20 protein-coding genes and 1 pseudogene are annotated in these 20,978 nt (G+C 40.7%); 13 read left to right on the top strand and 8 right to left on the bottom strand.

Going from position 1 to position 20,978, the window contains the following annotated elements; genetic code table 11:
• Positions 1–143: 143 nt before the first annotated feature.
• A complete protein-coding gene (locus tag CKW02_RS13555; protein ID WP_003216467.1) occupies positions 144–488 on the top strand; it encodes a PadR family transcriptional regulator in 345 nt (114 codons plus the stop codon).
• Positions 479–1,726 carry an FtsW/RodA/SpoVE family cell cycle protein gene (locus tag CKW02_RS13550; protein WP_003216717.1) on the top strand — a complete coding sequence of 416 codons (1,248 nt, stop codon included), beginning with the start codon at positions 479–481 and terminating at the stop codon, positions 1,724–1,726. Before CKW02_RS13555 ends, CKW02_RS13550 begins: the two co-directional genes overlap by 10 nt.
• Before the next feature lie 70 nt (positions 1,727–1,796).
• Here CKW02_RS13550 and CKW02_RS13545 read toward each other — a convergent pair whose 3' ends face one another.
• The 8 genes and pseudogenes from CKW02_RS13545 to CKW02_RS13510 all read right to left on the bottom strand — a co-directional run bounded on the left by CKW02_RS13545 (position 1,797) and on the right by CKW02_RS13510 (position 10,160).
• Positions 1,797–2,801 carry a sensor histidine kinase gene (locus CKW02_RS13545; RefSeq protein WP_034620622.1) on the bottom strand — a complete coding sequence of 335 codons (1,005 nt, stop codon included), beginning with the start codon at positions 2,799–2,801 and terminating at the stop codon, positions 1,797–1,799.
• Positions 2,801–3,490 carry a response regulator transcription factor gene (locus CKW02_RS13540; RefSeq protein ID WP_148660152.1) on the bottom strand — a complete coding sequence of 230 codons (690 nt, stop codon included), beginning with the start codon at positions 3,488–3,490 and terminating at the stop codon, positions 2,801–2,803. The genes CKW02_RS13545 and CKW02_RS13540 overlap by 1 nt, the downstream gene beginning before the upstream one ends.
• A gap of 110 nt (positions 3,491–3,600) precedes the next feature.
• Positions 3,601–4,521, bottom strand: a complete 921-nt coding sequence (locus CKW02_RS13535) for an iron-hydroxamate ABC transporter substrate-binding protein (RefSeq protein ID WP_003216500.1) — start codon at positions 4,519–4,521, stop codon at positions 3,601–3,603.
• Positions 4,522–4,722: 201 nt separating this feature from the next.
• Positions 4,723–5,322, bottom strand: a complete 600-nt coding sequence (locus CKW02_RS13530; protein ID WP_003216398.1) for a response regulator transcription factor — start codon at positions 5,320–5,322, stop codon at positions 4,723–4,725.
• Entirely contained in the window at positions 5,319–6,455 is a 1,137-nt protein-coding gene (locus tag CKW02_RS13525; protein ID WP_003216252.1) for a sensor histidine kinase, read from the bottom strand. Before CKW02_RS13525 ends, CKW02_RS13530 begins: the two co-directional genes overlap by 4 nt.
• Positions 6,456–6,573: 118 nt before the next feature.
• Positions 6,574–7,623, bottom strand: a pseudogene (gene desA / locus CKW02_RS13520) (Delta(5) desaturase DesA).
• Between the two features lie 190 nt (positions 7,624–7,813).
• Positions 7,814–9,256 carry a DEAD/DEAH box helicase gene (locus CKW02_RS13515; protein WP_003216216.1) on the bottom strand — a complete coding sequence of 481 codons (1,443 nt, stop codon included), beginning with the start codon at positions 9,254–9,256 and terminating at the stop codon, positions 7,814–7,816.
• A gap of 100 nt (positions 9,257–9,356) precedes the next feature.
• Positions 9,357–10,160: an NAD kinase gene (locus CKW02_RS13510; protein WP_003216672.1), complete on the bottom strand. Its 804-nt coding sequence runs from the start codon at positions 10,158–10,160 to the stop codon at positions 9,357–9,359.
• A 445-nt stretch (positions 10,161–10,605) separates the two neighbouring features.
• Here CKW02_RS13510 and sppA point away from each other — a divergent pair, with 445 nt between their 5' ends.
• The 11 genes from sppA (at position 10,606) to CKW02_RS13455 (ending at position 20,903) form a co-directional block, all read left to right on the top strand.
• On the top strand, positions 10,606–11,607 hold the full coding sequence (gene sppA / locus CKW02_RS13505) for a signal peptide peptidase SppA (protein WP_003216629.1): 1,002 nt from the start codon (positions 10,606–10,608) through the stop codon (positions 11,605–11,607).
• A gap of 14 nt (positions 11,608–11,621) precedes the next feature.
• Positions 11,622–12,143, top strand: coding sequence for an RDD family protein (locus CKW02_RS13500; RefSeq protein WP_003216326.1), 522 nt, complete (start codon positions 11,622–11,624; stop codon positions 12,141–12,143).
• 99 nt (positions 12,144–12,242) lie between these two features.
• The gene (locus tag CKW02_RS13495; protein ID WP_003216463.1) at positions 12,243–12,950 is read left to right on the top strand and encodes a DUF2953 domain-containing protein; all 708 of its coding nucleotides are present in this window, start codon (positions 12,243–12,245) and stop codon (positions 12,948–12,950) included.
• Between the two features lie 14 nt (positions 12,951–12,964).
• Positions 12,965–13,417, top strand: a complete 453-nt coding sequence (gene ytfJ / locus CKW02_RS13490; RefSeq protein WP_003216488.1) for a GerW family sporulation protein — start codon at positions 12,965–12,967, stop codon at positions 13,415–13,417.
• Positions 13,418–13,529: 112 nt separating this feature from the next.
• Positions 13,530–14,030, top strand: a complete 501-nt coding sequence (tpx, locus tag CKW02_RS13485; protein ID WP_003216787.1) for a thiol peroxidase — start codon at positions 13,530–13,532, stop codon at positions 14,028–14,030.
• Between the two features lie 88 nt (positions 14,031–14,118).
• Positions 14,119–15,093: a class I SAM-dependent methyltransferase gene (locus CKW02_RS13480; RefSeq protein ID WP_003216620.1), complete on the top strand. Its 975-nt coding sequence runs from the start codon at positions 14,119–14,121 to the stop codon at positions 15,091–15,093.
• 229 nt (positions 15,094–15,322) lie between these two features.
• Positions 15,323–16,507, top strand: coding sequence for an acetate kinase (locus CKW02_RS13475; protein WP_003216471.1), 1,185 nt, complete (start codon positions 15,323–15,325; stop codon positions 16,505–16,507).
• A gap of 104 nt (positions 16,508–16,611) precedes the next feature.
• Positions 16,612–17,127 (top strand): MogA/MoaB family molybdenum cofactor biosynthesis protein, encoded by a 516-nt coding sequence (locus CKW02_RS13470; protein ID WP_034620671.1) that lies wholly within the window; start codon positions 16,612–16,614, stop codon positions 17,125–17,127.
• Between the two features lie 173 nt (positions 17,128–17,300).
• Positions 17,301–18,512, top strand: a complete 1,212-nt coding sequence (locus CKW02_RS13465; protein WP_003216486.1) for an argininosuccinate synthase — start codon at positions 17,301–17,303, stop codon at positions 18,510–18,512.
• Positions 18,509–19,882: an argininosuccinate lyase gene (argH, locus tag CKW02_RS13460; protein ID WP_003216440.1), complete on the top strand. Its 1,374-nt coding sequence runs from the start codon at positions 18,509–18,511 to the stop codon at positions 19,880–19,882. Before CKW02_RS13465 ends, argH begins: the two co-directional genes overlap by 4 nt.
• A gap of 118 nt (positions 19,883–20,000) precedes the next feature.
• The gene (locus CKW02_RS13455; RefSeq protein ID WP_003216797.1) at positions 20,001–20,903 is read left to right on the top strand and encodes an aminoglycoside phosphotransferase/kinase family protein; all 903 of its coding nucleotides are present in this window, start codon (positions 20,001–20,003) and stop codon (positions 20,901–20,903) included.
• Positions 20,904–20,978 lie beyond the last annotated feature (75 nt).

Raw genomic sequence — 20,978 nt, 5'->3', positions numbered from 1 at the left:
CTGTTTTTCATTCTTATGTATCAATCTTCTTGGATTTTTCTTGGTATTATGACGTTTTGGAGCTTTACATGGTCATTTTATTCATGTAAGATATGCATATCAAATATATGCATAGTAAATCTATGTATTGGGAGTGATCAGGAATGAAAGTAAGTAAAGAGCTTTTAAAGGGAAGTACAGCTACCCTGATTTTAAGCTTGTTAAATGAAAAGCCAATGTATGGATATGAAATGATCAAAGCATTGGAGGAGAAGTCTGAAGGTATTTTCAGCTTTAAAGAAGGAACAATCTATCCGATTTTGCACAACTTGGAGGGGAAAGAATTCATTATCTCTTACTGGGGCGAAGGGAATGGCAATCGGAAAAGAAAATATTACAAAATAAATGAACAAGGAAAAGCATTTATGCAGGAAAAGAAAGAAGAATGGGATGTTTTCAAAAATGCAGTCGATGGCGTGTTGAACGGAGTGAAAATCGCATGGGATTAGAAAAAAAGTTTGAAAAATATATGAAGAATGTATGTAAACGAGTCAAAAATAAAGATGTCCATTCGGAAATCAAGCTTGAACTTATGGATCATCTATACACGCTAAAAGAGGAAGCGATGAATGCTGGGATGTCTGAAGAAGAGGCGGTGGATCAAGCGCTAGAGCAAATTGGGGATGCGACCATTCTTGGAGCGCAGCTTCATGAAACACATAAAACCGAAATGGATCTTAAAATGTTTCTTCTTGTATTAGCCGCTTGTTCTTTTGGACTGCTTATCATGTACTTTTTGCAGTTTCATTCGGGGTTTACAAATCTACAAGACATGAATATTTTTTATAAAAGTCTCGCCTTTTATTTAGTTGGACTAGTGCTTATGTTTGTTTTATTTTCCTTCGATTATCGGCGCTTATTGAAATACTCCTGGCATTTATATATAGGGACGCTTGGAATGGTGCTTCTGACGATGATTTTTGGCATAAGAGTAAACGGTGTTCTGTTTTTAAGATTAAGCGATATCTCAATCAATTTGACGGAGGTCGTACCATTTCTTGTGGCTGTTTCTTTAGCAGGTATCTTTCACTCTTGGAATTGGGAGAATGGTCTCAAAGCTTGGCTTGGAGTAGGGATTATGGCTTTACCAGTTATTCTAATCAGTGCGATTGGTTTTCTTCCTGCGACCGTTATCTGTTTTGTCATGTGTTTAACGATGATGTGTGTGTCTAGTGCTAGTTTAAGGCAAATCATTCCGCTGGCAGCAGCAGGCGGTATATATCTAATGTTTGAAATGTTTTCTCTTTTTCAAGCAGGTAGACAACTTTACACAGTTCATCAATTTAGTTCAAACGGACTTCAAATCATTCCTTCTGCAATGTCCGAGGTTCACACTGATTGGATGTTTACATATATCATTTTTTCATTTGGCTGGCTAGCAGGAGTCGTTGTACTTATGTTGTTTGTCATTTTTATTTACCGAATCTTTCATACAACAAAACGCGTAAAAATGGCTTATGGAAAAATGCTGATGACAGGTTTTGCAGCTGTGTTTGCAGCAAAATTGATTTTAAGCATTGTTACTAATTTCGGATTTCTGCCTTTTTCTGGATTGTCCATGCCTTTCATGAGCTATGGCGGTTCTCATATTCTGCTTGAATTGATGGCTGTTGGGATGATTTTAAGTATTTATAGACGTAGAAAGGTGGGAGATATTGTGCGTCAAGAGGCAGAGAGCATTTCTTAAATAAAAGAATGAAATCTCTTCGCACTAGCTTGGGAGCCAGATGCGAAGAGATTTTGATTCGTCTGTTTTGTCACATGCTCGCAATATGCACAAAATCATTCTTTTTCGGAAAGATGAAGGTGAAGGTTGTGCCTTGATCTATCGTGGAGTTGACCTCGATCTTGATATGAAGAGCGTCTGCTCCTTTTTTTGTTAAATAGAGTCCCATTCCTGTTGAGGCTGTGTCATTGTGATGTCTAGTTGAGGTAAAGCCTTTTTCAAAAATACGCGGAAGGTCTCTTGGGTCAATTCCTCTGCCTTGATCTGTAATCGTCAGCAACACTTGTTCATCCATTTTCTTGCTTTCAATGGCAATATCGGACGATTGGCTGTACTTGACTGCATTTGTGAGTACCTGTCTGATCATAAAGGATAACCATTTTGTATCACTTAATACGTGACGTTCTTCTAGCGTGAGTTCAAAGCCGATCCCTTTTTGCATGCACCATGATTGGAGCGCTTTGATTTCCTTCGCTATGATGCTTTGCAGGTCCAGCTGTTCAATAAATAAATCATTTTCGATATGACGTATTCTGCTTTGATGCAGCTGGGCATCGAGTAATAAATGAATTCTGAGCCATTCGTACGTCATATTTGATTTCAGCGGCTGCTCTGTTAAGCGGTCAATCATCAAGTGCATCGCTGTGAGAGGTGTCTTCACTTCATGTATCCATGAGAGTAATTCATCCTTCTCTTCTTCAAGGGCAATTTGCTGTTCTGCTGCCATTTTTCGGTAGCGGGCAATTTGCTCAGACGTCGCATCATGTACAAGCTGTTCAAATGGGGAAGATGGCGTGAGCCGCATTTGATGATCAATATGATCATCCCATTCTTTCAGCCGCTCATAATACGCCGTTTCTTTACGGTATCGGAAAAAGAGAAAGACGATCATGAAAAACGTAGATAATAACACAATATAAAAAAGAGATGCCATTGGAATGGTCGTATCCAAATAAGCAACAAACAGAATAAGGAACTGCAAACTAAGAAAGAACAGAATCCAGCTTCTTCGTTCTTTTAAAAATGCGTGCAGCATCATTGATCATCCTTTTCCTTTGCAAGATAGCCTTGGCCCACTTTTGTTTCAATGTAGGTGCCAAGGGAGATCTCATCTAGTTTTTTTCTAAGGCGATTGACGTTCACAGTAAGTGTATTGTCACTGACAAACCGTTCATCCTCCCACAGTGCTTGAATGAGTGATTCCCGGCTGACAATATGATTTTTATGCTGGATCAATTCCTTGAGAATAAACAGTTCATTTTTCGTTAATTCAACTTCACCGTGATCATTTGTGACGGTGTTTTTTTCTAGATCAATCGTAGCGCCGCACCATACCTTTAGGCTAGCCGGTTCTGCATTATAATCATGCACGCGGCGAAGAACGGCACTGACTTTGGCAATAAGCACGTCAAAGTGAAAGGGCTTTTGTACAAAATCATCGGCACCGAGCTGCATTGACATGACCATATCAGCAGGATGGTCACGTGAGGAGAGGAAGATGATTGGTACATTTGAATGATGCCGAATCATCCGGCACCAATGAAAGCCATCGTATTTTGGGAGCTGTATATCGATAATGACGAGATCAGGCTGAACAGAAGTGAATTCCTGCATCACCTGTTGAAAATCGTGAATCCCATAAACATCATAGGACCAATTCACTAAACGTTCTTTGATTTCTTGGAAGAGGGTTGTATCATCCTCAATGAGTAAAATTTTAAACAAAACCAGCACCACACTTTTTGTATTCGCTTGTATGTCATTGTAGCGGAAAAAAGATGCTGCCGCTAGAAGCAGATAAGAAAAAAGCAAGGGAAGGGCTCCCTTGCTTCAGTTTATTTACCTAAAAAGTGCTTTTTAAAGAATGATAGTTGATACTCGAGTGTGAGCGGATCATTAAAATAGAATTCTTCTGCATTTGCCACATACACACGATGTTTTTTCACAGCTGGTATGGACTTGTAAATTTCACTGTTTTGATAGGAATTGTCCATTTCGCTGTTTTTACTAATGATCATATAGTCTCCAGCAAATTCAGGAATAACTTCTTGTGAAACCGCATAGTAGCCAGCCTTTAATGCTTTTTCTTTCACTTTTTCAGGCATTTTTAGTTTCATTGCTTGGTAAAGAATTTCTGTGCCCCGGCCCCATGCATCTCCGAACACGTAAAGATCTTTTGTGCCACTTTCAAACACAGAAACCGTCGCATCCTCGCCGATTTTTGCTTTAATTTCTTTTCCAGCTTCAGCTGCGCGTTCTTTAAAATCTTTTACCCATGCTTTGGCTTCTTTTTCTTTGTTTAATACTTTTCCAATTTCAATATGCTGCTGTAGGTAATCGACTTTGTTATACGTAAACAAGACGGTTGGTGCAATTTTTTTTAGTTTTTCTACATTTTTTGTATTGCTTAAGCCAATGATGACATCAGGCTTTAGCTTCATGATTTTTTCGACATTGGCATCTGACACTTCTTCCACATTTTTTAATTCCTTTTGGAAGCGAGGGTTCTTTTTTGACCAAGAGTCGACGCCGACCAGGTTCACACCAAGTGACATAACATTACCTGTGTAGGAACCGAGTACAACGACACGTTTTGGGTGCGCTGGCAGCTTCACAGGGCCATTTTCAGATTCATATGTAATTTTGTCTGATGATGTTGATTGATTTCCTTTATTTGAGGAAGAGCTGCTGCTATTGCCACATGCGCTCAATGCAAGTACAAAGATGAGCATCAGAGGGAACAATATTTTCTTCATGAATGTAGACTCCTTTGAAATCGGCACATTAGCCGGGTATTTGATTGTATGAGTGATAATGATAATTATTATCACTTGGATATCATATCATAGAAGTGCGGTCTGTTGTCAATTACATTTTGATAGTTGGTGATAAAAAATAGGAGGGGAGATTTTTGGTAGAAAAAAAGATCAAGGCAGCATGTGTCCTGATCTTTTTTCTTATTTAAACCAGCCTTTTTCTTTTGAGCGTGTAATGGCTTCAATGCGGTTTTTCACTTCTAGCTTATCTAAAATAATGGAAATGTAGTTTCGGACCGTGCCGCTTTTAATGCTGAGCTCCTTCGCAATTTCTTTTGTGTTTTTGCCGTCTGCGACGAGTTCAAGGACTGATTTCTCTCGTTCTGTTAAAGGGTTTTCGTCACTATATAAGTCTTCCATTAATTCAGGGGCGTACACCTTTTTCCCTTTCATCACACTGCGAATGGCACTTGCCAGATCTTCACTTGGACTATCTTTCAGCATATAGCCGCTGACGCCAGCTTTGAGCGCCCTTTGGAAATAACCAGAGCGGGCAAAGGTCGTTAAAATAATGATTTTTACATCTGTTCCTTTGAGCTCTTCCGCTGCATCAAGTCCCGTTTTTCCTGGCATTTCAATATCCATTAAGCAAATATCAACAGGGTGTTTTTTGGCAAAATCGATGGCGTCCTGACCGTTCGTACCTTTTCCAACAACCGTCATATCGTCTTCTAAATCAAGAAGTGAACCGAGCGCACCGAGCAGCATTTGCTGATCTTCTGCGATAAAGATGTTGATCATTTCATCCCCTCCTTGTCTTTTGCTGCTGAATCATTTGGAATGCTCATGATCAGCTTTGTTCCGTCCTTTGTCTCAATACGCAGGCGCCCATTTGCAAATTCCAATCTTTCTCTAATTCCTAAAAGGCCATGCCCCTTCATTGGAGAGAGTGGATCATCGCCTTTAAATGTCCCGTCATCCTCAACGGTGATGATAGCTTCCTTTGATTTTTGATGAATGGTGACTTTGCAAACGGTCGCATCACTATGTTTGACGACATTTGTCACGGCCTCTTTGATGCACATGCTTACAATGTTTTCGTTAAGAAGAGAGATGTGTTTTGGCGCTTCCTTTTCATCATAAATCAATTCAATCCCCGCTGCTTCGAGAATTTGCTCGATGTTCGACATTTCATCCTTGATCCGAATACCTTTCATGGAGGAAACAATTTTCCGCACTTCATTGAGAGACGTTCTGGCTGTTTGCTGGATGCTTTTCAGTTCGGCGCGTGCCTGCTCTGGGTCTTTATAAACCAGTTTTCGGGCAAGATCACTCTTTAAACCGATGAGGGAAAGCTTTTGTCCAAGGGTATCATGCAGATCACGTGCAATGCGCTGCCTTTCTTCAATTTTTACAAGGTCAGCGATCCGTTCATTGGCATCTTCTAATTTCTCTTCGAGCCGTTCACGTTCCTTCCTGCTTCGAATGCTGAGAGGGAGGAGAATGGCACTAATGAGTGTAATGAGAACCAAGGGGATTTGCGTGAGAAACCAGCCCTTTTTTAAGATCAGACTGAAGTTTACAGCAATGGCGGCGCTCCCGACATGAATATAGTATAAGATATAGAAAGGTACTTTTCTTTTAATATGCCCATTGAAATAGGCGATGCAAAAAGCGAAATAAATGTAGCTGTAGAGCATGACATAGCCAGTAGAAATCGCAATCAAGAGAAGGCCTAATACATATAAAGACCAGCCTTTTGCGATAAAGGCAAAACGATAGACAGCGAAAAAGACAACGTTCAAAATAATGCCGATTACAATGCCTAAAGTCGAAGGAGCCTTAATGATAAAATAAAAGGGAAGGATGAAAAAAATGGCCCATATATACGGGGATATCCCATGCAATTTTTGAATTTTAAGTTGTTTTTTCATCCGTGAATCACCTTTTCCATTTTTTCATTCTTTTTCACTACTTTATCAAATTGAACACTTTATCGCATCCTGTAAATACCAACAAGCTCCTTCTATTGTAAGAAAGAGCTTGCGTCGTTTATGCATTCTTCTTGAGAATGTCTCCTTTGATGACAGGTGTGCTTCTCGTCTGACGTGCTTCTTTAAAGGTAACGAATGCTTTCGTTTCTTCATCCTAAAGTCTAAATTTCATTGACTCGATACTTGTTTTTAAAGTGATGGTTGGAACATTTTGAAGCGGCTCACTATGCTCATGTGCATGCTCCAAGTGATAATTTGGTACCCTCGGACTTAAATGATGGACATGGTGATAACCGATATTACCTGTTAACCACTGAAGAAGCTTTGGCAATTTGTAAAAAGAACTGCCTTCTACAGCTGCTTGCACATAATTCCAATTCTCATCTGCTTCAAAGTAAGAATCCTCAAACGTATGCTGCACATAAAACAGCCATACACCGATTGATCCAGAAATCAGAAAGATTGGACCTTGGACAAGTAACAAACCTTCCCAGCCAAAAAGAAGATAGGTAGCTCCTGCCAATAAAACAATTGATATGTTTGTGAAATACGTGTTCCAGCGCTCTTTTTTACGAGCATTTTTGACGTTGAAACGGTTTTTTAAGAGAAAAACAAAGATCGGTCCTAAAATAAACATGACAAAAGGATTGCGATAAAATCTGTAGCGAAATTTCGTCCATGCAGATGCTTCTTGATATTCTTTGACTGTCAGGAGCCAAATGTCACCAGTACCTCGTTTGTCTAAATTACTGCTTGTGGCATGGTGAATTGAATGATCTCTTTGCCATTGAAGATAAGGGAAAAGGGTGAGTACACCCGTTATGAAACCAAACAGGTGATTCAGCGGCTTCTGTTTAAAAAAGGATTGGTGGCAGCAGTCGTGAAAAATAATAAAGACACGTACTAAAAAACCAGCTGCAATAACCGCAAAGAAGAGGGTTAAAAGGTAGGAGATGTTCAGGCTATAATAGGCAAGAAACCAAAGCCCCAAAAATGGAATGAATGTATTAAAGAGTTGAATGATACTTTTTTTCGAATTAGCACCAGAGAATTGGCCAACTTGTTTTCTTAAAGTGGCTTGCTGCTGTGTGTTTGTTGAAGTCGTCATGAACGTTCAAGTCCTTTCCGTTTCTTTCTACTTCAAAGTATAGAAGGAAAGGTGTCATGCTCATAGTAGCACCCATCATGTATTCGATATGACATTTGTCATGTTGATTGCAGGAAAGGCTGATGGTATCAGGGTTTGTAAGCTTATTTTATTTTAAATAAAAAAGTAAAGGCGATTCGCCTTTACTTTTTTATGAACGTGCTTCATGAACTTTTAACTGCTTGCCTTTAATGGTTGTGTGGCGCATAGCGTTCAGCACAAGAGGGCCTTTGCCGTTTAAAATATCGACATATGTTTTCGTATCTTGAATGGTAATAATCCCAATGTCATCGAAGGCAACGCCTTCTATTTTGGCAATGGTCCCAACGAAATCAACGGCCCGCAGCTTTTTTTTCTTCCCGCCGTTAAAATAAAGCTTCATAATATCTTTCTCAACGCCCGCCTGTTTATTTTCCTTTTGAACTGGCGTTTCAATCTTTTCTTCAAAGCCTTCTACATGCTGCTCTGCATCTTCCTTTGTTGGATAAGGCTGCGTTTTGAAATCAATACCTGCTTCCTGCTTTAATTCATCAATTAGAGGTTTTGCATTTTTCGTCATAAACGCAATGGTTTTTCCGCTTTTTCCCGCTCTGCCTGTTCTTCCTGTTCGGTGAATATAGCGCTCTTTTTCATAGGGGAGGTCATAATGAATCACATGTGTCATGTCACTGACATCAATGCCCCGGGCTGCTATATCGGTTGCGATCAAATAACGGAATTCACCGTTTTTGAATTCATCCATAACAGCGAAACGGTCTTCTTGTCTCATGCCTCCATGAATTTTGTCACAAGGCACATCCCAATCATCCAGCTTCATCGTGAGTTCATTGACTCGATCCTGTGTATTACAGAAAATAATGCAGCTATCTGGATTTTCAATGACGATCGTACGCTGAAGAAGAGAGAATTTCGCTTCTTCTTCCGTTTCAATCACGGTGTGGGTGATTTGTGGTACAGACGTTTCTTCCCGTGCAATTTCAATTACTTTTGGTGATTGTAAAAACTGTTCACTTAATTTCTTCATCTCATCTGACATGGTCGCTGAAAAGAGCATTGACATGCGCTTTGGTGGCAGATATTCAATAATAGAAGAAACTTGCTCAATAAATCCCATGTTCAGCATTTCATCCGCTTCATCTAACACGAAAAATTTAAGGTTTTCTAAGGAAAGAGTACCTTTCTCAAGGTGATCCAAGACTCGTCCTGGTGTTCCGCACACAATGTGGTTTTTTTGTGCAAGCTCTACTTTTTGGGCTTGAAAAGGGGCTTTTCCATAAATGGCTGCGGCTTTAATTCGTTTCAATCGTCCAAGGCTTGTAAGGTCCTGTTTTACCTGCATGGCGAGTTCTCGCGTTGGAACGAGGATGAGGGCTTGAGGTTTATTTTCAGCCCAATCGACCATTTCACAAATCGGCAGACCATAGGCTGCGGTCTTGCCACTGCCAGTCTGAGATTTGACGATCAGATCCTGCCTTGAAAAAGCAACGGATAATGTCTCGTGCTGAACAGGTGTAGGTGTATGGAAGTGAAGTGCTTTTAGCGCTTGTTTTAAATCATCGCTTAATGGATATTGATCAAATTGTTGTAATGTCATCGTGTTCTCCTTTTCGTACATTCATACTTGTGACATCATACCATAATCATGACCGTGAATGAAAAGACATGAAAAAAAGCCCCATAAAGGAGCTTTTTGATTAAAGGAATCTGCGTTTTACTTTTTCCCAGTAGGAGTTGTCTTTTAATTTTACCGTTTTAATGACTTTTCCTGAAAGGCCGATGTCGATTTGTTTGACGTGTTTTGTGCCAAGCGCTTCGTTATCAAGCCCGATAATCGGATGGTCGTTGCCGTCCTGCACAACCTTCAGCGTTAGCTTGCGGTCACTGCTTAAGATGAAAGGAGCGCCCAGTGTACGGTACGAGTTGTTGTTTAGCGATGCAAGCTCTGTAACTTGCATACAAGGGAGCATCGGATCAACCACGGCACCGTTTACCGATTTATTGTAGGCTGTTGAGCCAGTCGGAGTAGAAATAATCATTCCGTCTCCTCTAAATGTTTCAAAGTGGAAATCATCTATATACACATCGATCACAAATGTTTTAATAATGCTTGAGCGGATCGACAGTTCATTTAAGCAATGGAATTGGTTTGTACTGTCAACGCTTACATCAATGATCGGATATTTTCTCACTTCAATCTGTTCAGTGTTCATGGCATCAATCATTTTATCAAAATGTTCTAATGAAAAATCGCAGTATAGATGCGAATTCTCTGTTTTTGATACCCCTACATACAAGCAGTCATCCCGGAAGTTCGTTTTGCGGACTGCTTGAAGAAATGTGCCATCTCCGCCAATTGAAGCAATAATATGGGCATCCTCTGCACGCTTGACGACTTGAAAGCCTTGATCGGTAGCGAGCTTCTCCAGAGAAGAAATGTGTCCATCCAATTCATGATCTTTTTTGTAAAAGAAAAATACATTGCGACGATTGTCTGTCATTGACGTTCTCCCCTTCGTTGTCAAAAGTAGATTTAGAGTAATAAAGGGCTTACATATGAAGCCTTGCTCACATTTTACACTTTTTTCATATGAAAGTAAAAACATTAGAAAAACCTTCATGATGGTGGCATTCATTTTTAGAAATGAGTCAATGTAAGGGATTTGAAAAGGGCAGAATTTGAGCATAATTGAATAGCTGTTTTCTTATGAAAGAGTGGATTAGGTGTTTTGTTGTGGTGAAGACCTAGCCTAATAGGTGCAGAGAGAGGATAAAAAAGCCAATTTTTCGTCACACGTATCTCTTGGCAGACGATGTAAAGTTGATCGTGAAAGAAGAGAGGTGCTATCATATGATGAAATGAAATGTAAAAAAACCACAATTCCTGTGAAACATTTCATGTGAATATTCGTATCAATGAAGAGAGACAAAAAGGAGGAGAAAAAGATGAATGCGAAAAGATGGGTAGCGTTAATCATTGCACTTGGAGTTTTCGGATTTTCAATTGTGATTAGTGTCACGACGGCTTTGTATGAAAGCTTCAATGACAATAAAATGAGCTATCAATTTGGGGATGAAATAGAAGAGAAGGTACTAGAGGATGGAAGCGGTGCTGGAAAAATAGCGGTTCTTGAGATTAATGGAACCATTCAAGATAATGGCGGCGCATCAAGTCTATTAGGCGGAGAAGGCTATGATCATCGTGCATTCCTCAAGGAATTAGAAAAAGCGAAAGATGATGCTTCAGTAAAAGGTGTACTGCTACGCGTCAACTCTCCTGGCGGCGGTGTCTATGAAAGTGCAGAAATACATAAAAAATTAGAAGAAGTGAAAAAAGCGAAGAAGCCGATTTACGTCTCCATGGGCTCTATGGCAGCTTCTGGCGGCTACTACGTATCAACGCCAGCCAAGAAAATCTTTGCTTCACCTGAAACATTAACTGGATCTTTAGGAGTGATCATGCAAAGCTTGAACTATTCAAAGCTGGCAGATAATTTAGGTATTAAATACGAAACAATTAAAAGCGGAAAATTCAAAGACATCATGTCACCAAATCGTGATATGACGAAAGATGAGCGCGACATCATGCAAAGCATGGTCGATAACTCGTATGAAGGATTTGTCAAAGTGATCTCTGAAGGACGCGGCATGTCAAAACAAGACGTGAAGAAAATTGCTGACGGCCGGGTCTATGACGGAACACAGGCGAAATCGAACGGATTAGTCGATGAGCTTGGATATTATGAAGATGCAATCAAAGCAATGAAGAAAAATGAAAAAGGGTTAAAAGGAGCGACAGTGGTCAGCTATTCTCAAAGCTTTGGCTGGAACTCTCTCTTCAATATGAGCGCAAGCAAACTCTTTAAAAGTGAAATTGATTTTCTCAATCTAAAAGAAACACTGGCTGGCTCAAATGGGTCTAAACCGATGTATCTCTATTCAAAATAAAGGAGGGATCATAGATGGATTCTACATTCGATGAAGTAACCGAAAGCCGTAGCCAAGAAGAATCGAATCCGGCTCTTGCGAAACGTGCAGTGATTGAAGCACAGGCGTTTGCAGGCTTTTGGATTAGGTTTTGGGCGTTTATTCTTGATTGGCTCGTCGTCTGGGGTGTCAACCATTTGACGGTTTCTCCAATCTTTAGTCTGTTCGGCTGGTCCAAAGGAGGAGGATGGTTTTCTCCATTCTCCGTCACAACGACGATTGTATTCCTGCTTTATTTCGCCATCATGACGAAAATCTTTCAGCAAACACTTGGGAAAATGGTGTTTGGAATCAAAGTGGTCTCACTTCAGCCTGAGAAGAAGCTGGCATGGGATGTCATTTTCTTTAGAGAGATTGTAGGACGCTATATCAATACGCTCTTTGTTCTCTATGCTGTTGTTGGATTCACACCGAAAAAGCAAGGGGTTCATGATTACTTTGCTGATACGGTGGTCGTCCATGAACACCTATATGAAAAAACAGAAGCAAACGTATAATCAGAGGAGTTTGGCCGGGTACCGGTCAAACTCTTTTTTTTATGATTGGGTATAAAATCCAGAATGAGAGCCATAATCGTAGAGGAAGCATCATTTGTTATGAAGGAAGTGAGCACAGTGCTTTACGTTTGGATCGCAGCTTTTTTGTTCCTTGGAATCTTATTAATCTTCATGAAAGTGACCATTTCACTGGATTATTCACATGCAAATGACGATGATCATCTTGCACTGAAGATCATCACCTTATATGGAATCATCAGACTCAAAAAAGACATTCCGATGGTGAGGGTCAATCCAGAGGATCAAACGATTGATATACGTGAAAAGAAAATGGCGAGCGCCAAAACCCCTAGTCACGAAAAAGAATCCATACATAAAAAAGTGGGAAAACGTGATATGAAGCAAATCCTTCATCAAATGGAGCGCATCACAAAAGAGATCGTCGATTTAAACCGGATCATGCGTAAATTCTTCATCCACGTAAAGATTGTCTCGTTTCACTGGTCAACATGGATCGGCTTTCATGACGCTGCTTTGACAGGTGTAGCAGCTGGTGGTGTATGGTCAGTGAAAGGAGCACTACTTGCCTTTATGCAGGAGCATCTCACCTTTAAGCATAAACCGGTATATGAAGTCATTCCTGCCTTTCAGCACAATGTGTCACAGACCCAGTTTACATGTATAGCTTATTTTCGTATTGGACATGCTATGCTTGCAGCCATTCGTTTACTTGTTCATTGGTTAAAAGGAAGAAAGGCGAGAAAAAGTGCCTCTCTTCAAGCAACGAAGAATGAATCATCTGTTTAAGGAGGAACCCGAAAATGGCAGATCATCCAATCCAAGGTCTTATGAAGACAGCGATGGAAAACTTAAAAGAAATGATAGATGTGAATACGATCATCGGCGATCCAGTCGAAACCCCTGACGGCAGTGTCATCCTTACTGTGTCGAAGGTTGGTTTTGGATTTGCAGCCGGCGGCAGTGAATTTAACGGGAACCAAAAGAAAGAAAAACGTTCTGATGATCAAGAACGAAAAGAACCGAGACTCCCATTTGGCGGAGGAAGCGGCGGAGGTGTGTCTATTACACCAATTGCCTTCTTAATTGTCGGAACAAACGGCGTTCGAATGCTTCATTTGGATGAACATACACATCTGCTTGATAAAATATTGGATTCTGCTCCTCAAGCAATTGAACGTCTTCAGCACATGTTTAAGAAGGATGAACGGGAGAACCGTCATAAAGAACGAAAACTAGATGACATAGACCTTTAAAAAGTTAGCTGCGCTGCAGTTAACTTTTTTTTCAAAAGCGAAGATTAGGCTTTGCAGTTTTTTGCTTTCTCTACTATGATAGAACCATACATTTGATAAGGGAGGAATTGTTTTGGCATCGATCACATTTAAAGGGAGTTCTGTCACGCTTGTAGGAAATGAAGTAAAAGTAGGCGAGCAGGCTCCGGATTTCACGGTATTAACGAACTCACTAGGGGAAGTTTCACTTTCTGATTTAACAGGAAAAGTGACGATCATCTCAGTGATTCCTTCTATTGATACAGGTGTGTGTGACGCACAAACAAGACGTTTCAATGAAGAGGCAGCCGGTTTAGGTCCGGTCAATATCTATACAATTAGTGCAGACCTTCCATTTGCACAAGCACGCTGGTGCGGAGCAAACGGAATTGAAAATGTCGAAACATTATCTGATCACAGAGATATGTCGTTTGGTGAAGCATTCGGTGTGTATATGAAAGAATTGCGTTTATTGGCGCGTGCAGTTTTCGTATTAGACCCTAATGGGAAAGTGGTTTACACTGAATACGTAAGCGAAGCAACGAATCACCCAAATTATGAAAAAGCCATTGAAGCTGCAAAATCACTGTTATAAAAGCAGCATCGACAAGAGCTCCGGCTTCATACTGGGGCTCTTTTCAATGAGAACATATAGCTTTTAACAAAGCGAGGAGAGAAAAGCATTGCAGAAAGATCAAGTAAGTACGATTTTCGAGCTGCTCGATACAGCTTCTATTCGATTAAAAAAGGACCAAAGCATTTCCTATATTGAGGCATTAGCTGAAGCAGGAGAAGCCTTTTTCCAAGCAAATGATCGAGACGGTTTACTAAAGGATTTAATAGAGAAAGCAGATTTTGCCTCTTATGATCATGAGCAGATTCGTAAAGCGTTTCAGCTCGCCGTATTGAAAGGACAAAAGGATATTTCCCATCCAAATCGTCAGATGACACCAGATACGATCGGGCTGTTTGTCAGCTACTTGGTGAATAAATTTTTAGAAGGACAAAAAGAGCTAGTTGTCTTTGATCCAGCAGCAGGAACAGGGAACTTACTGCTTGCTGTCTTAAATAATCTGACTGCAGAAACAAAGCGCGGCTTTGCGTCTGAAATTGATGATGTCCTCATTAAAATTGCATGGGCACAGGCGAACTTGGAAGAGAAGGAAGTCGAGCTTTTCCATCAAGACAGTCTTGAGCCGCTTTTGATCTCTCCAGTAGATGTCACTGTATGCAGTCTGCCAGTTGGTTATTATCCAAATGATGAGCGTGCAGCAGACTATGAATTAAAGGCAAAAGAAGGACATGCCTTTGCGCATTATTTATTTATTGAACAAAGCCTTCGTTATACAAAAGAAGGCGGCTTCTTGTTCTTCATCATTCCAAACGATTTGTTTGAAGGAAAAGAAAGCGTGCAATTAAAGGACTTTATCAAAGATCATGCATATATGAATGCATTAATTCAGCTGCCGGTCTCCATGTTCAAGGACAAAAAGCACGCCAAAAGCTTGTTTGTGATGCAAAAGAAAAAGGAAGGGCTCGAAGCACCAAAACGGATGCTGTTTGCCAATCTACCGTCTTTCTCACAAAAAGAATCAATGTTGGGTGTAATGAGAAAATTAGACCAATGGTTTATAGAAGAAAAAGAAACGAAAGAATAGCCAGAGTGATGTCTGGCTTTTTTATTATTCAGAAAATATCGACTTATCGATGTAAGCGATAACAGTTCGAAGGTGCACTTGAAATGCAAAGTTTTCAATGTTTAAATGAAAAAGTCAGATATTTTTCGGACTTATCGTTAAACTATAAAAGACCCGTCATACAGGTTGAATATAGCACCGGAAAAAACGTGAAACCTTATATAACAACTGAGTAAAAGGAGCGACAAGAATGTCTAAAATTATTGCAATCAACGCAGGAAGCTCATCTCTTAAATTCCAATTGTTCGACATGCCAGAAGAAACCGTTTTAACAAAAGGTCTTGTTGAAAGAATCGGAATGGACAACAGTATCTTCACGATTTCTGTAGATGGAGAAAAGAAAACAGAAGTCACAGATATTCCAGATCATGCAGTAGCGGTTAAAATGCTACTTGAAAAACTAATTGAATTTAACATCATCAAAGACTTTAATGAAATTGATGGCGTAGGACACCGTGTTGTTCACGGTGGAGAGAAATTCAGCGACTCTGTTCTTTTAACTGATGAAGTCATCAATGACATTGATCAGCTTTCAGAGCTAGCACCACTGCACAACCCTGCAAACGTTGTAGGAATCAAAGCATTCAAACAAATTCTGCCTGACGTACCAGCGATTGCTGTGTTCGATACAGCTTTCCACCAAACAATGCCAGAGCAGTCTTACCTATACAGCCTTCCGTACGACTACTACAAAAACTTTGGTATTCGTAAATACGGATTCCACGGGACAAGCCATAAGTTCGTAACAGAGCGTGCATCAGAGCTATTAGGCCGTCCTCTTGAAGAGCTTCGTCTGATCTCTTGTCACCTTGGAAATGGTGCGAGTATCGCAGCAGTTGAAGGCGGAAGATCAATCGATACTTCAATGGGCTTCACGCCGCTTGCGGGTGTTGCAATGGGAACACGTTCAGGTAACATTGACCCTGCCCTTATTCCATTTATTATGGAGAAAACAGGACATACAGCTGAAGAAGTACTTTCAACTTTGAATAAGAAGAGTGGTCTTTTAGGTGTGTCTGGTCTATCAAGTGACCTTCGTGATATTGAAGAAGCAACAGAAGAAGGAAACGACCGTGCAGAAGTAGCTCTTGATATTTTTGCAAGCCGTATTCATAAATATATCGGTTCTTATGCAGCGAGAATGAATGGCGTAGATGCGATCATCTTCACAGCTGGAATCGGTGAAAACAGTTCAGAAGTAAGAGCACGTGTCCTTCGTGGTCTAGAATTCATGGGCGTTTACTGGGATCCTTCTCTTAACAACATGAGAGGCGAAGAAGCATTCATCAGCTACCCGCACTCTCCTGTAAAAGTGATCGTTATTCCAACGAACGAAGAAGTCATGATTGCAAGAGACGTTATGCGCTTAGCGTAATCAAAATGAAGAAGCTCTTTTCCAATAAGGAAAAGAGCTTTTTTCTGTTAAAAGCAGCATGCTATAATGTTGTCCAATACGAAGCAAAAGGGAGCGGTGCGAAAATGGGCGTGACAGAACATAAACGTGAGGCGAAAGCGAGGCTTTATGTGAAAGTCATTACGGTCAGTGATACAAGAACGAAAGAAACAGATAAAAGCGGCCGTCTGATGATTGATTTGCTTAAAGAACAGGGACATCTCATTCTTGCATATGATATTGTAAAAGATGACATTGGAGCGATCCAAGACGCTGTGCTAGAGGGAACAAGCGAACCAAAAATAGATGCCGTCTTGTTAAACGGAGGCACAGGAATTGCCGCAAGGGATGTCACCATTGAAGCGATCACCCCGCTTTTCTCCAAGGAGCTGCCTGGCTTTGGCGAAATTTTCCGCATGCTAAGCTATACAGAAGACATCGGTTCAGCCGCTATGTTGTCCCGGGCAGCGGCAGGGGTCGTCAATCAAAAAGCCGTCTTTGCCACACCAGGCTCTACTGGAGCTGTTCGTTTAGCCATGACAAAACTCATCATTCCAGAGCTTCCTCACGTCTTACGAGAGCTTGAAAAGGATCAAAAATAGCCCAAAATGACTCTGCCAAGAAAATTTGGCGGAGTTTTTTTCATAAAGGGGTTGAAAAAACAATTTTTCCTTGTTACAGTGTATACATACTAAATGCATGTTTATAAATTAAAACTTATTTTTATGCAAAAAACATTCACAGAATCAAAACAAGTGAGAGGAGCTTTTCAATCATGTCACAAAATAAAAAAGTCGTATTAGCATATTCCGGAGGTCTTGATACCTCTGTTGCAGTTAAATGGTTACAAGAGCAAGGATACGAAGTCGTCGCTTGCTGCCTAGACGTAGGTGAAGGAAAAGACTTAGCATTCGTTCAACAAAAAGCACTTCAAGTCGGAGCGGTTCAGTCTTACATGATTGACGCAAAAGAAGAATTCGCAGAGGAATTTGCACTAACTGCCTTACAAGCACACACGATGTATGAAGGGAAATATCCGCTTGTATCTGCATTATCTCGTCCACTTATTGCAAAAAAACTAGTGGAAGTCGCAGAGAAAGAAAATGCAGTAGCGGTTGCGCACGGATGTACTGGAAAAGGAAACGACCAAGTCCGTTTTGAAGTATCCATTAAAGCGTTGAATCCAGACCTAGAAGTTCTTGCACCAGTGCGTGAGTGGAAATGGTCTCGTGATGAAGAAATCGATTATGCACAAAAACATGGTATTCCAATTCCGATTAACTTAGACAGCCCATATTCAATCGACCAAAACCTTTGGGGCAGAAGTAACGAGTGCGGCATTTTAGAAGATCCTTGGGCTGCACCGCCAGAAGGCGCGTATGATTTAACGACGCCACTTGAAAAAACACCTGACACACCTGAAATCATTGAAATCACGTTTGAAAAAGGAAAACCAACAGCTATTGATGGTATTCAGTATTCCTTATCAGATCTTATTCTTCATTTAAATGAAGTCGCTGGTCAGCATGGGGTTGGCAGAATCGACCACGTTGAAAACCGTCTTGTAGGCATTAAATCTCGTGAAGTGTACGAATGCCCAGGTGCTGTCACACTTCTAAAAGCACATAAAGAGCTTGAAGACTTAACGCTAGTGAAGGAAGTCGCACACTTTAAGCCAATCGTTGAACAAAAAATGGCTGAATTAATATACAACGGATTATGGTTCTCACCTCTTAAAGGAGCACTAGATGCTTTCTTACAAGAAACACAACAGAACGTAACAGGTGTTGTACGTGTAAAACTATTTAAAGGCCATGCCATTGTTGAAGGACGTAAATCACCATATTCACTTTATGATGAAAATTTAGCAACTTACACAAAAGCAGATGAATTCGATCATGATGCAGCGGTAGGATTTATTAACCTTTGGGGCTTACCAACAAAAGTGAACAGCATCGTGAATAAAAAGGAGCAGGTTAAAGCATGAAAAAGCTTTGGGGAGGCCGATTTCAAAAAACACCAGAAAAATGGGTCGATGAGTTTGGCGCGTCCATTCATTTCGACAAACAATTAGTCAAAGAAGATCTGACCGGCTCCCTTGCTCATGCAAGTATGCTGAATACATGCGGTATCCTGGGCGATGACGAGGCCGCTGCCATTAAAGATGGATTGAATACGCTCATGAAAAAGGCAGAGGCAAATGAACTCGAATTCTCAGTGGATTATGAGGACATCCATTTAAACCTTGAAAAAATGCTCATTGATGAGATTGGTCCGCTTGGCGGCAAATTGCATACAGCGAGAAGCCGGAATGATCAGGTTGCCACTGATATGCATTTATATTTGAATAACCAAGTAGAGCATATCATTGAACTGATCTCTTCCTTTCAAACAGTGCTTGTGGAAAAAGCAGAACAGCACGTTGAAACGATTTTTCCAGGTTATACGCACTTACAGCGTGCACAGCCTATTTCCTTTGCACATCATATGCTCGCCTATTTCTGGATGCTAGAGCGTGACAAAGCGCGTTTTCAAGATTCTTTGAAACGAATTAACGTGTCTCCACTTGGATGCGGGGCGCTAGCAGGAACGACATTCCCAATTGATCGTGAATATACAGCGGAGCTGCTTGGTTTTGATCATATTTACGAAAACAGCCTTGATGGCGTAAGTGATCGGGATTTCATTTTAGAGTTCTTGTCTAACAGCAGCCTTGTCATGATGCACCTCTCGCGTCTTTGTGAGGAAATCATTTTATGGTGCTCTCAAGAATTCAAATTCATTGAGCTTGATGACACATATGCAACAGGCAGCAGCATGATGCCGCAAAAGAAAAACCCGGATATGGCAGAATTGATCCGCGGGAAAACAGGCCGTGTGTATGGCAACCTGATGGGGCTTCTCACCATTATGAAAGGCTTGCCGCTTACGTATAACAAAGACCTGCAAGAAGATAAAGAAGGCATGTTTGATACAGTCAAAACCATCGCCGGCAGCCTGCAAATCTTCACAGGCATGATTCAAACAATGACAGTGAACGAAGATGTCATGAAAAAAGCAACGAAAGAAGATTTCTCAAATGCGACTGAAGTGGCAGACTACCTTGCGAAAAAAGGCATGCCATTCCGTGAAGCACACGAAATCGTTGGCAAGCTCGTGTATACATGCATTCAAAAAGGCATCTACTTAAGTGATCTTCCGTTTGAGACATTTACAGAAGCGAGCGATCTTTTTGAAGAAGACATTTACACCGTTCTTGATCCTTATGTTGCTGTTGAAAAAAGAACAAGCGCAGGTGGAACTGGATTTAAACAAATTCAGCTCGCTTTAGAAAAAGCAAAAGCCTGCCTAGCATAACTGACCAAAACCATTCGTTTATACGGATGGTTTTTTGTAATGGAACAAGGAAATTGATCATCATTAGAGAAGTTGAAAGCATACCAGTGCCAAGCTAAAGAGGGAGTGACAGCAGTTCATGAAGAAAACGCTTCAGGCTTTGTTTGACCAGCCCATCGTCTCAGTTAAGACGTTAGGAGAACAGTACGACGGACGGGCCAATGATGTGTGGCTGATCTCCTTACAAGACAAAACGGAATATGTGGTGAAATCTCCTAAAATGACAAAAGCAGAAAGTGAATTTGTATATGGGATCAACATGATCTATGGGGTAAATGCCGATATGGGACAAGAGCATCTCGATCAAATCAATGAAAAGCTGGCTCTGACGAATTCCTTTCATATTCCGGAAGTTGTTCGTAAAGTGAAGATGGCGGGGAGACATTATGATGTCATGGAAAAAGTAGAAAGAACACCTTTAACATCTTTTAAGGGACGTTCATCAGATTTCTATTTGAATTACGGGAGGAAACTAGCACATCTTCATTCACATCGAACTCACTCCTTCGGTACTATATACGGAGCAGAAAAGAGACATTTGAGTGAATTCCATGCTCTTTTAAAAAGGGCTGTGTCTAAACTTATAAGCCGCTATTACGCTGATCAGCCTGAATTTCAGTGCTATGGAGAAATGGTGCAGCAAAAGCTAGACCACCTCAGTACTCCTGATTCAGCCAGTCTCATTTTAATTGATTTAGATCCGTCGCAATATATTGAAAAGTATGATCAAGTGACGAGTCTAGTTGATACGGAATACGTCGTATTTGGACCAGCTGCGTTTGATTTTATTGCATTGGAATACCTTTTGACGAAAGAAGCTGCACACGATGTTCAGTTGGGCTATGAAGAGATTTGCCCGCTTCCTCGCCAGCTTTATGAGGTGAGAGAATGCTACCGTTTTGTTTCGCTGCTTCTTGATATTCATGACTCGTGGGATATCCAAAAGTGGATGAATCATCCTTCATTTTTTCATTCTAAATAGAAATAGCAGAAAGGGTTCATAAGTGCGCCAGATGCTGGTTTATAGTAAAGTAAAGATAACAAAAGAAACACATGA

This window comes from Bacillus pumilus (genome assembly GCF_900186955.1).
In the GTDB taxonomy this organism is placed as follows: Bacteria; Bacillota; Bacilli; order Bacillales; family Bacillaceae; genus Bacillus; species Bacillus pumilus.
Note: the sequence above shows the minus strand (reverse complement) of the source record. Positions and strands in the feature narration are given on the sequence as shown.

Excerpts from the sequence above, each read along its gene's own strand:
- CKW02_RS13555 (WP_003216467.1), top strand. The coding sequence starts at position 144 with ATGAAAGTAAGTAAAGAGCTTTTAAAGGGAAGTACAGCTACCCTGATT.
- CKW02_RS13550 (WP_003216717.1), top strand. The coding sequence starts at position 479 with ATGGGATTAGAAAAAAAGTTTGAAAAATATATGAAGAATGTATGTAAA.
- CKW02_RS13545 (WP_034620622.1), bottom strand. The coding sequence starts at position 2,801 with ATGCTGCACGCATTTTTAAAAGAACGAAGAAGCTGGATTCTGTTCTTT.
- CKW02_RS13535 (WP_003216500.1), bottom strand. The coding sequence starts at position 4,521 with ATGAAGAAAATATTGTTCCCTCTGATGCTCATCTTTGTACTTGCATTG.
- CKW02_RS13530 (WP_003216398.1), bottom strand. The coding sequence starts at position 5,322 with ATGATCAACATCTTTATCGCAGAAGATCAGCAAATGCTGCTCGGTGCG.
- CKW02_RS13525 (WP_003216252.1), bottom strand. The coding sequence starts at position 6,455 with ATGAAAAAACAACTTAAAATTCAAAAATTGCATGGGATATCCCCGTAT.
- CKW02_RS13515 (WP_003216216.1), bottom strand. The coding sequence starts at position 9,256 with ATGACATTACAACAATTTGATCAATATCCATTAAGCGATGATTTAAAA.
- CKW02_RS13510 (WP_003216672.1), bottom strand. The coding sequence starts at position 10,160 with ATGACAGACAATCGTCGCAATGTATTTTTCTTTTACAAAAAAGATCAT.
- sppA (WP_003216629.1), top strand. The coding sequence starts at position 10,606 with ATGAATGCGAAAAGATGGGTAGCGTTAATCATTGCACTTGGAGTTTTC.
- CKW02_RS13500 (WP_003216326.1), top strand. The coding sequence starts at position 11,622 with ATGGATTCTACATTCGATGAAGTAACCGAAAGCCGTAGCCAAGAAGAA.
- CKW02_RS13495 (WP_003216463.1), top strand. The coding sequence starts at position 12,243 with ATGAAGGAAGTGAGCACAGTGCTTTACGTTTGGATCGCAGCTTTTTTG.
- ytfJ (WP_003216488.1), top strand. The coding sequence starts at position 12,965 with ATGGCAGATCATCCAATCCAAGGTCTTATGAAGACAGCGATGGAAAAC.
- CKW02_RS13475 (WP_003216471.1), top strand. The coding sequence starts at position 15,323 with ATGTCTAAAATTATTGCAATCAACGCAGGAAGCTCATCTCTTAAATTC.
- CKW02_RS13470 (WP_034620671.1), top strand. The coding sequence starts at position 16,612 with ATGGGCGTGACAGAACATAAACGTGAGGCGAAAGCGAGGCTTTATGTG.
- CKW02_RS13465 (WP_003216486.1), top strand. The coding sequence starts at position 17,301 with ATGTCACAAAATAAAAAAGTCGTATTAGCATATTCCGGAGGTCTTGAT.
- argH (WP_003216440.1), top strand. The coding sequence starts at position 18,509 with ATGAAAAAGCTTTGGGGAGGCCGATTTCAAAAAACACCAGAAAAATGG.
- CKW02_RS13455 (WP_003216797.1), top strand. The coding sequence starts at position 20,001 with ATGAAGAAAACGCTTCAGGCTTTGTTTGACCAGCCCATCGTCTCAGTT.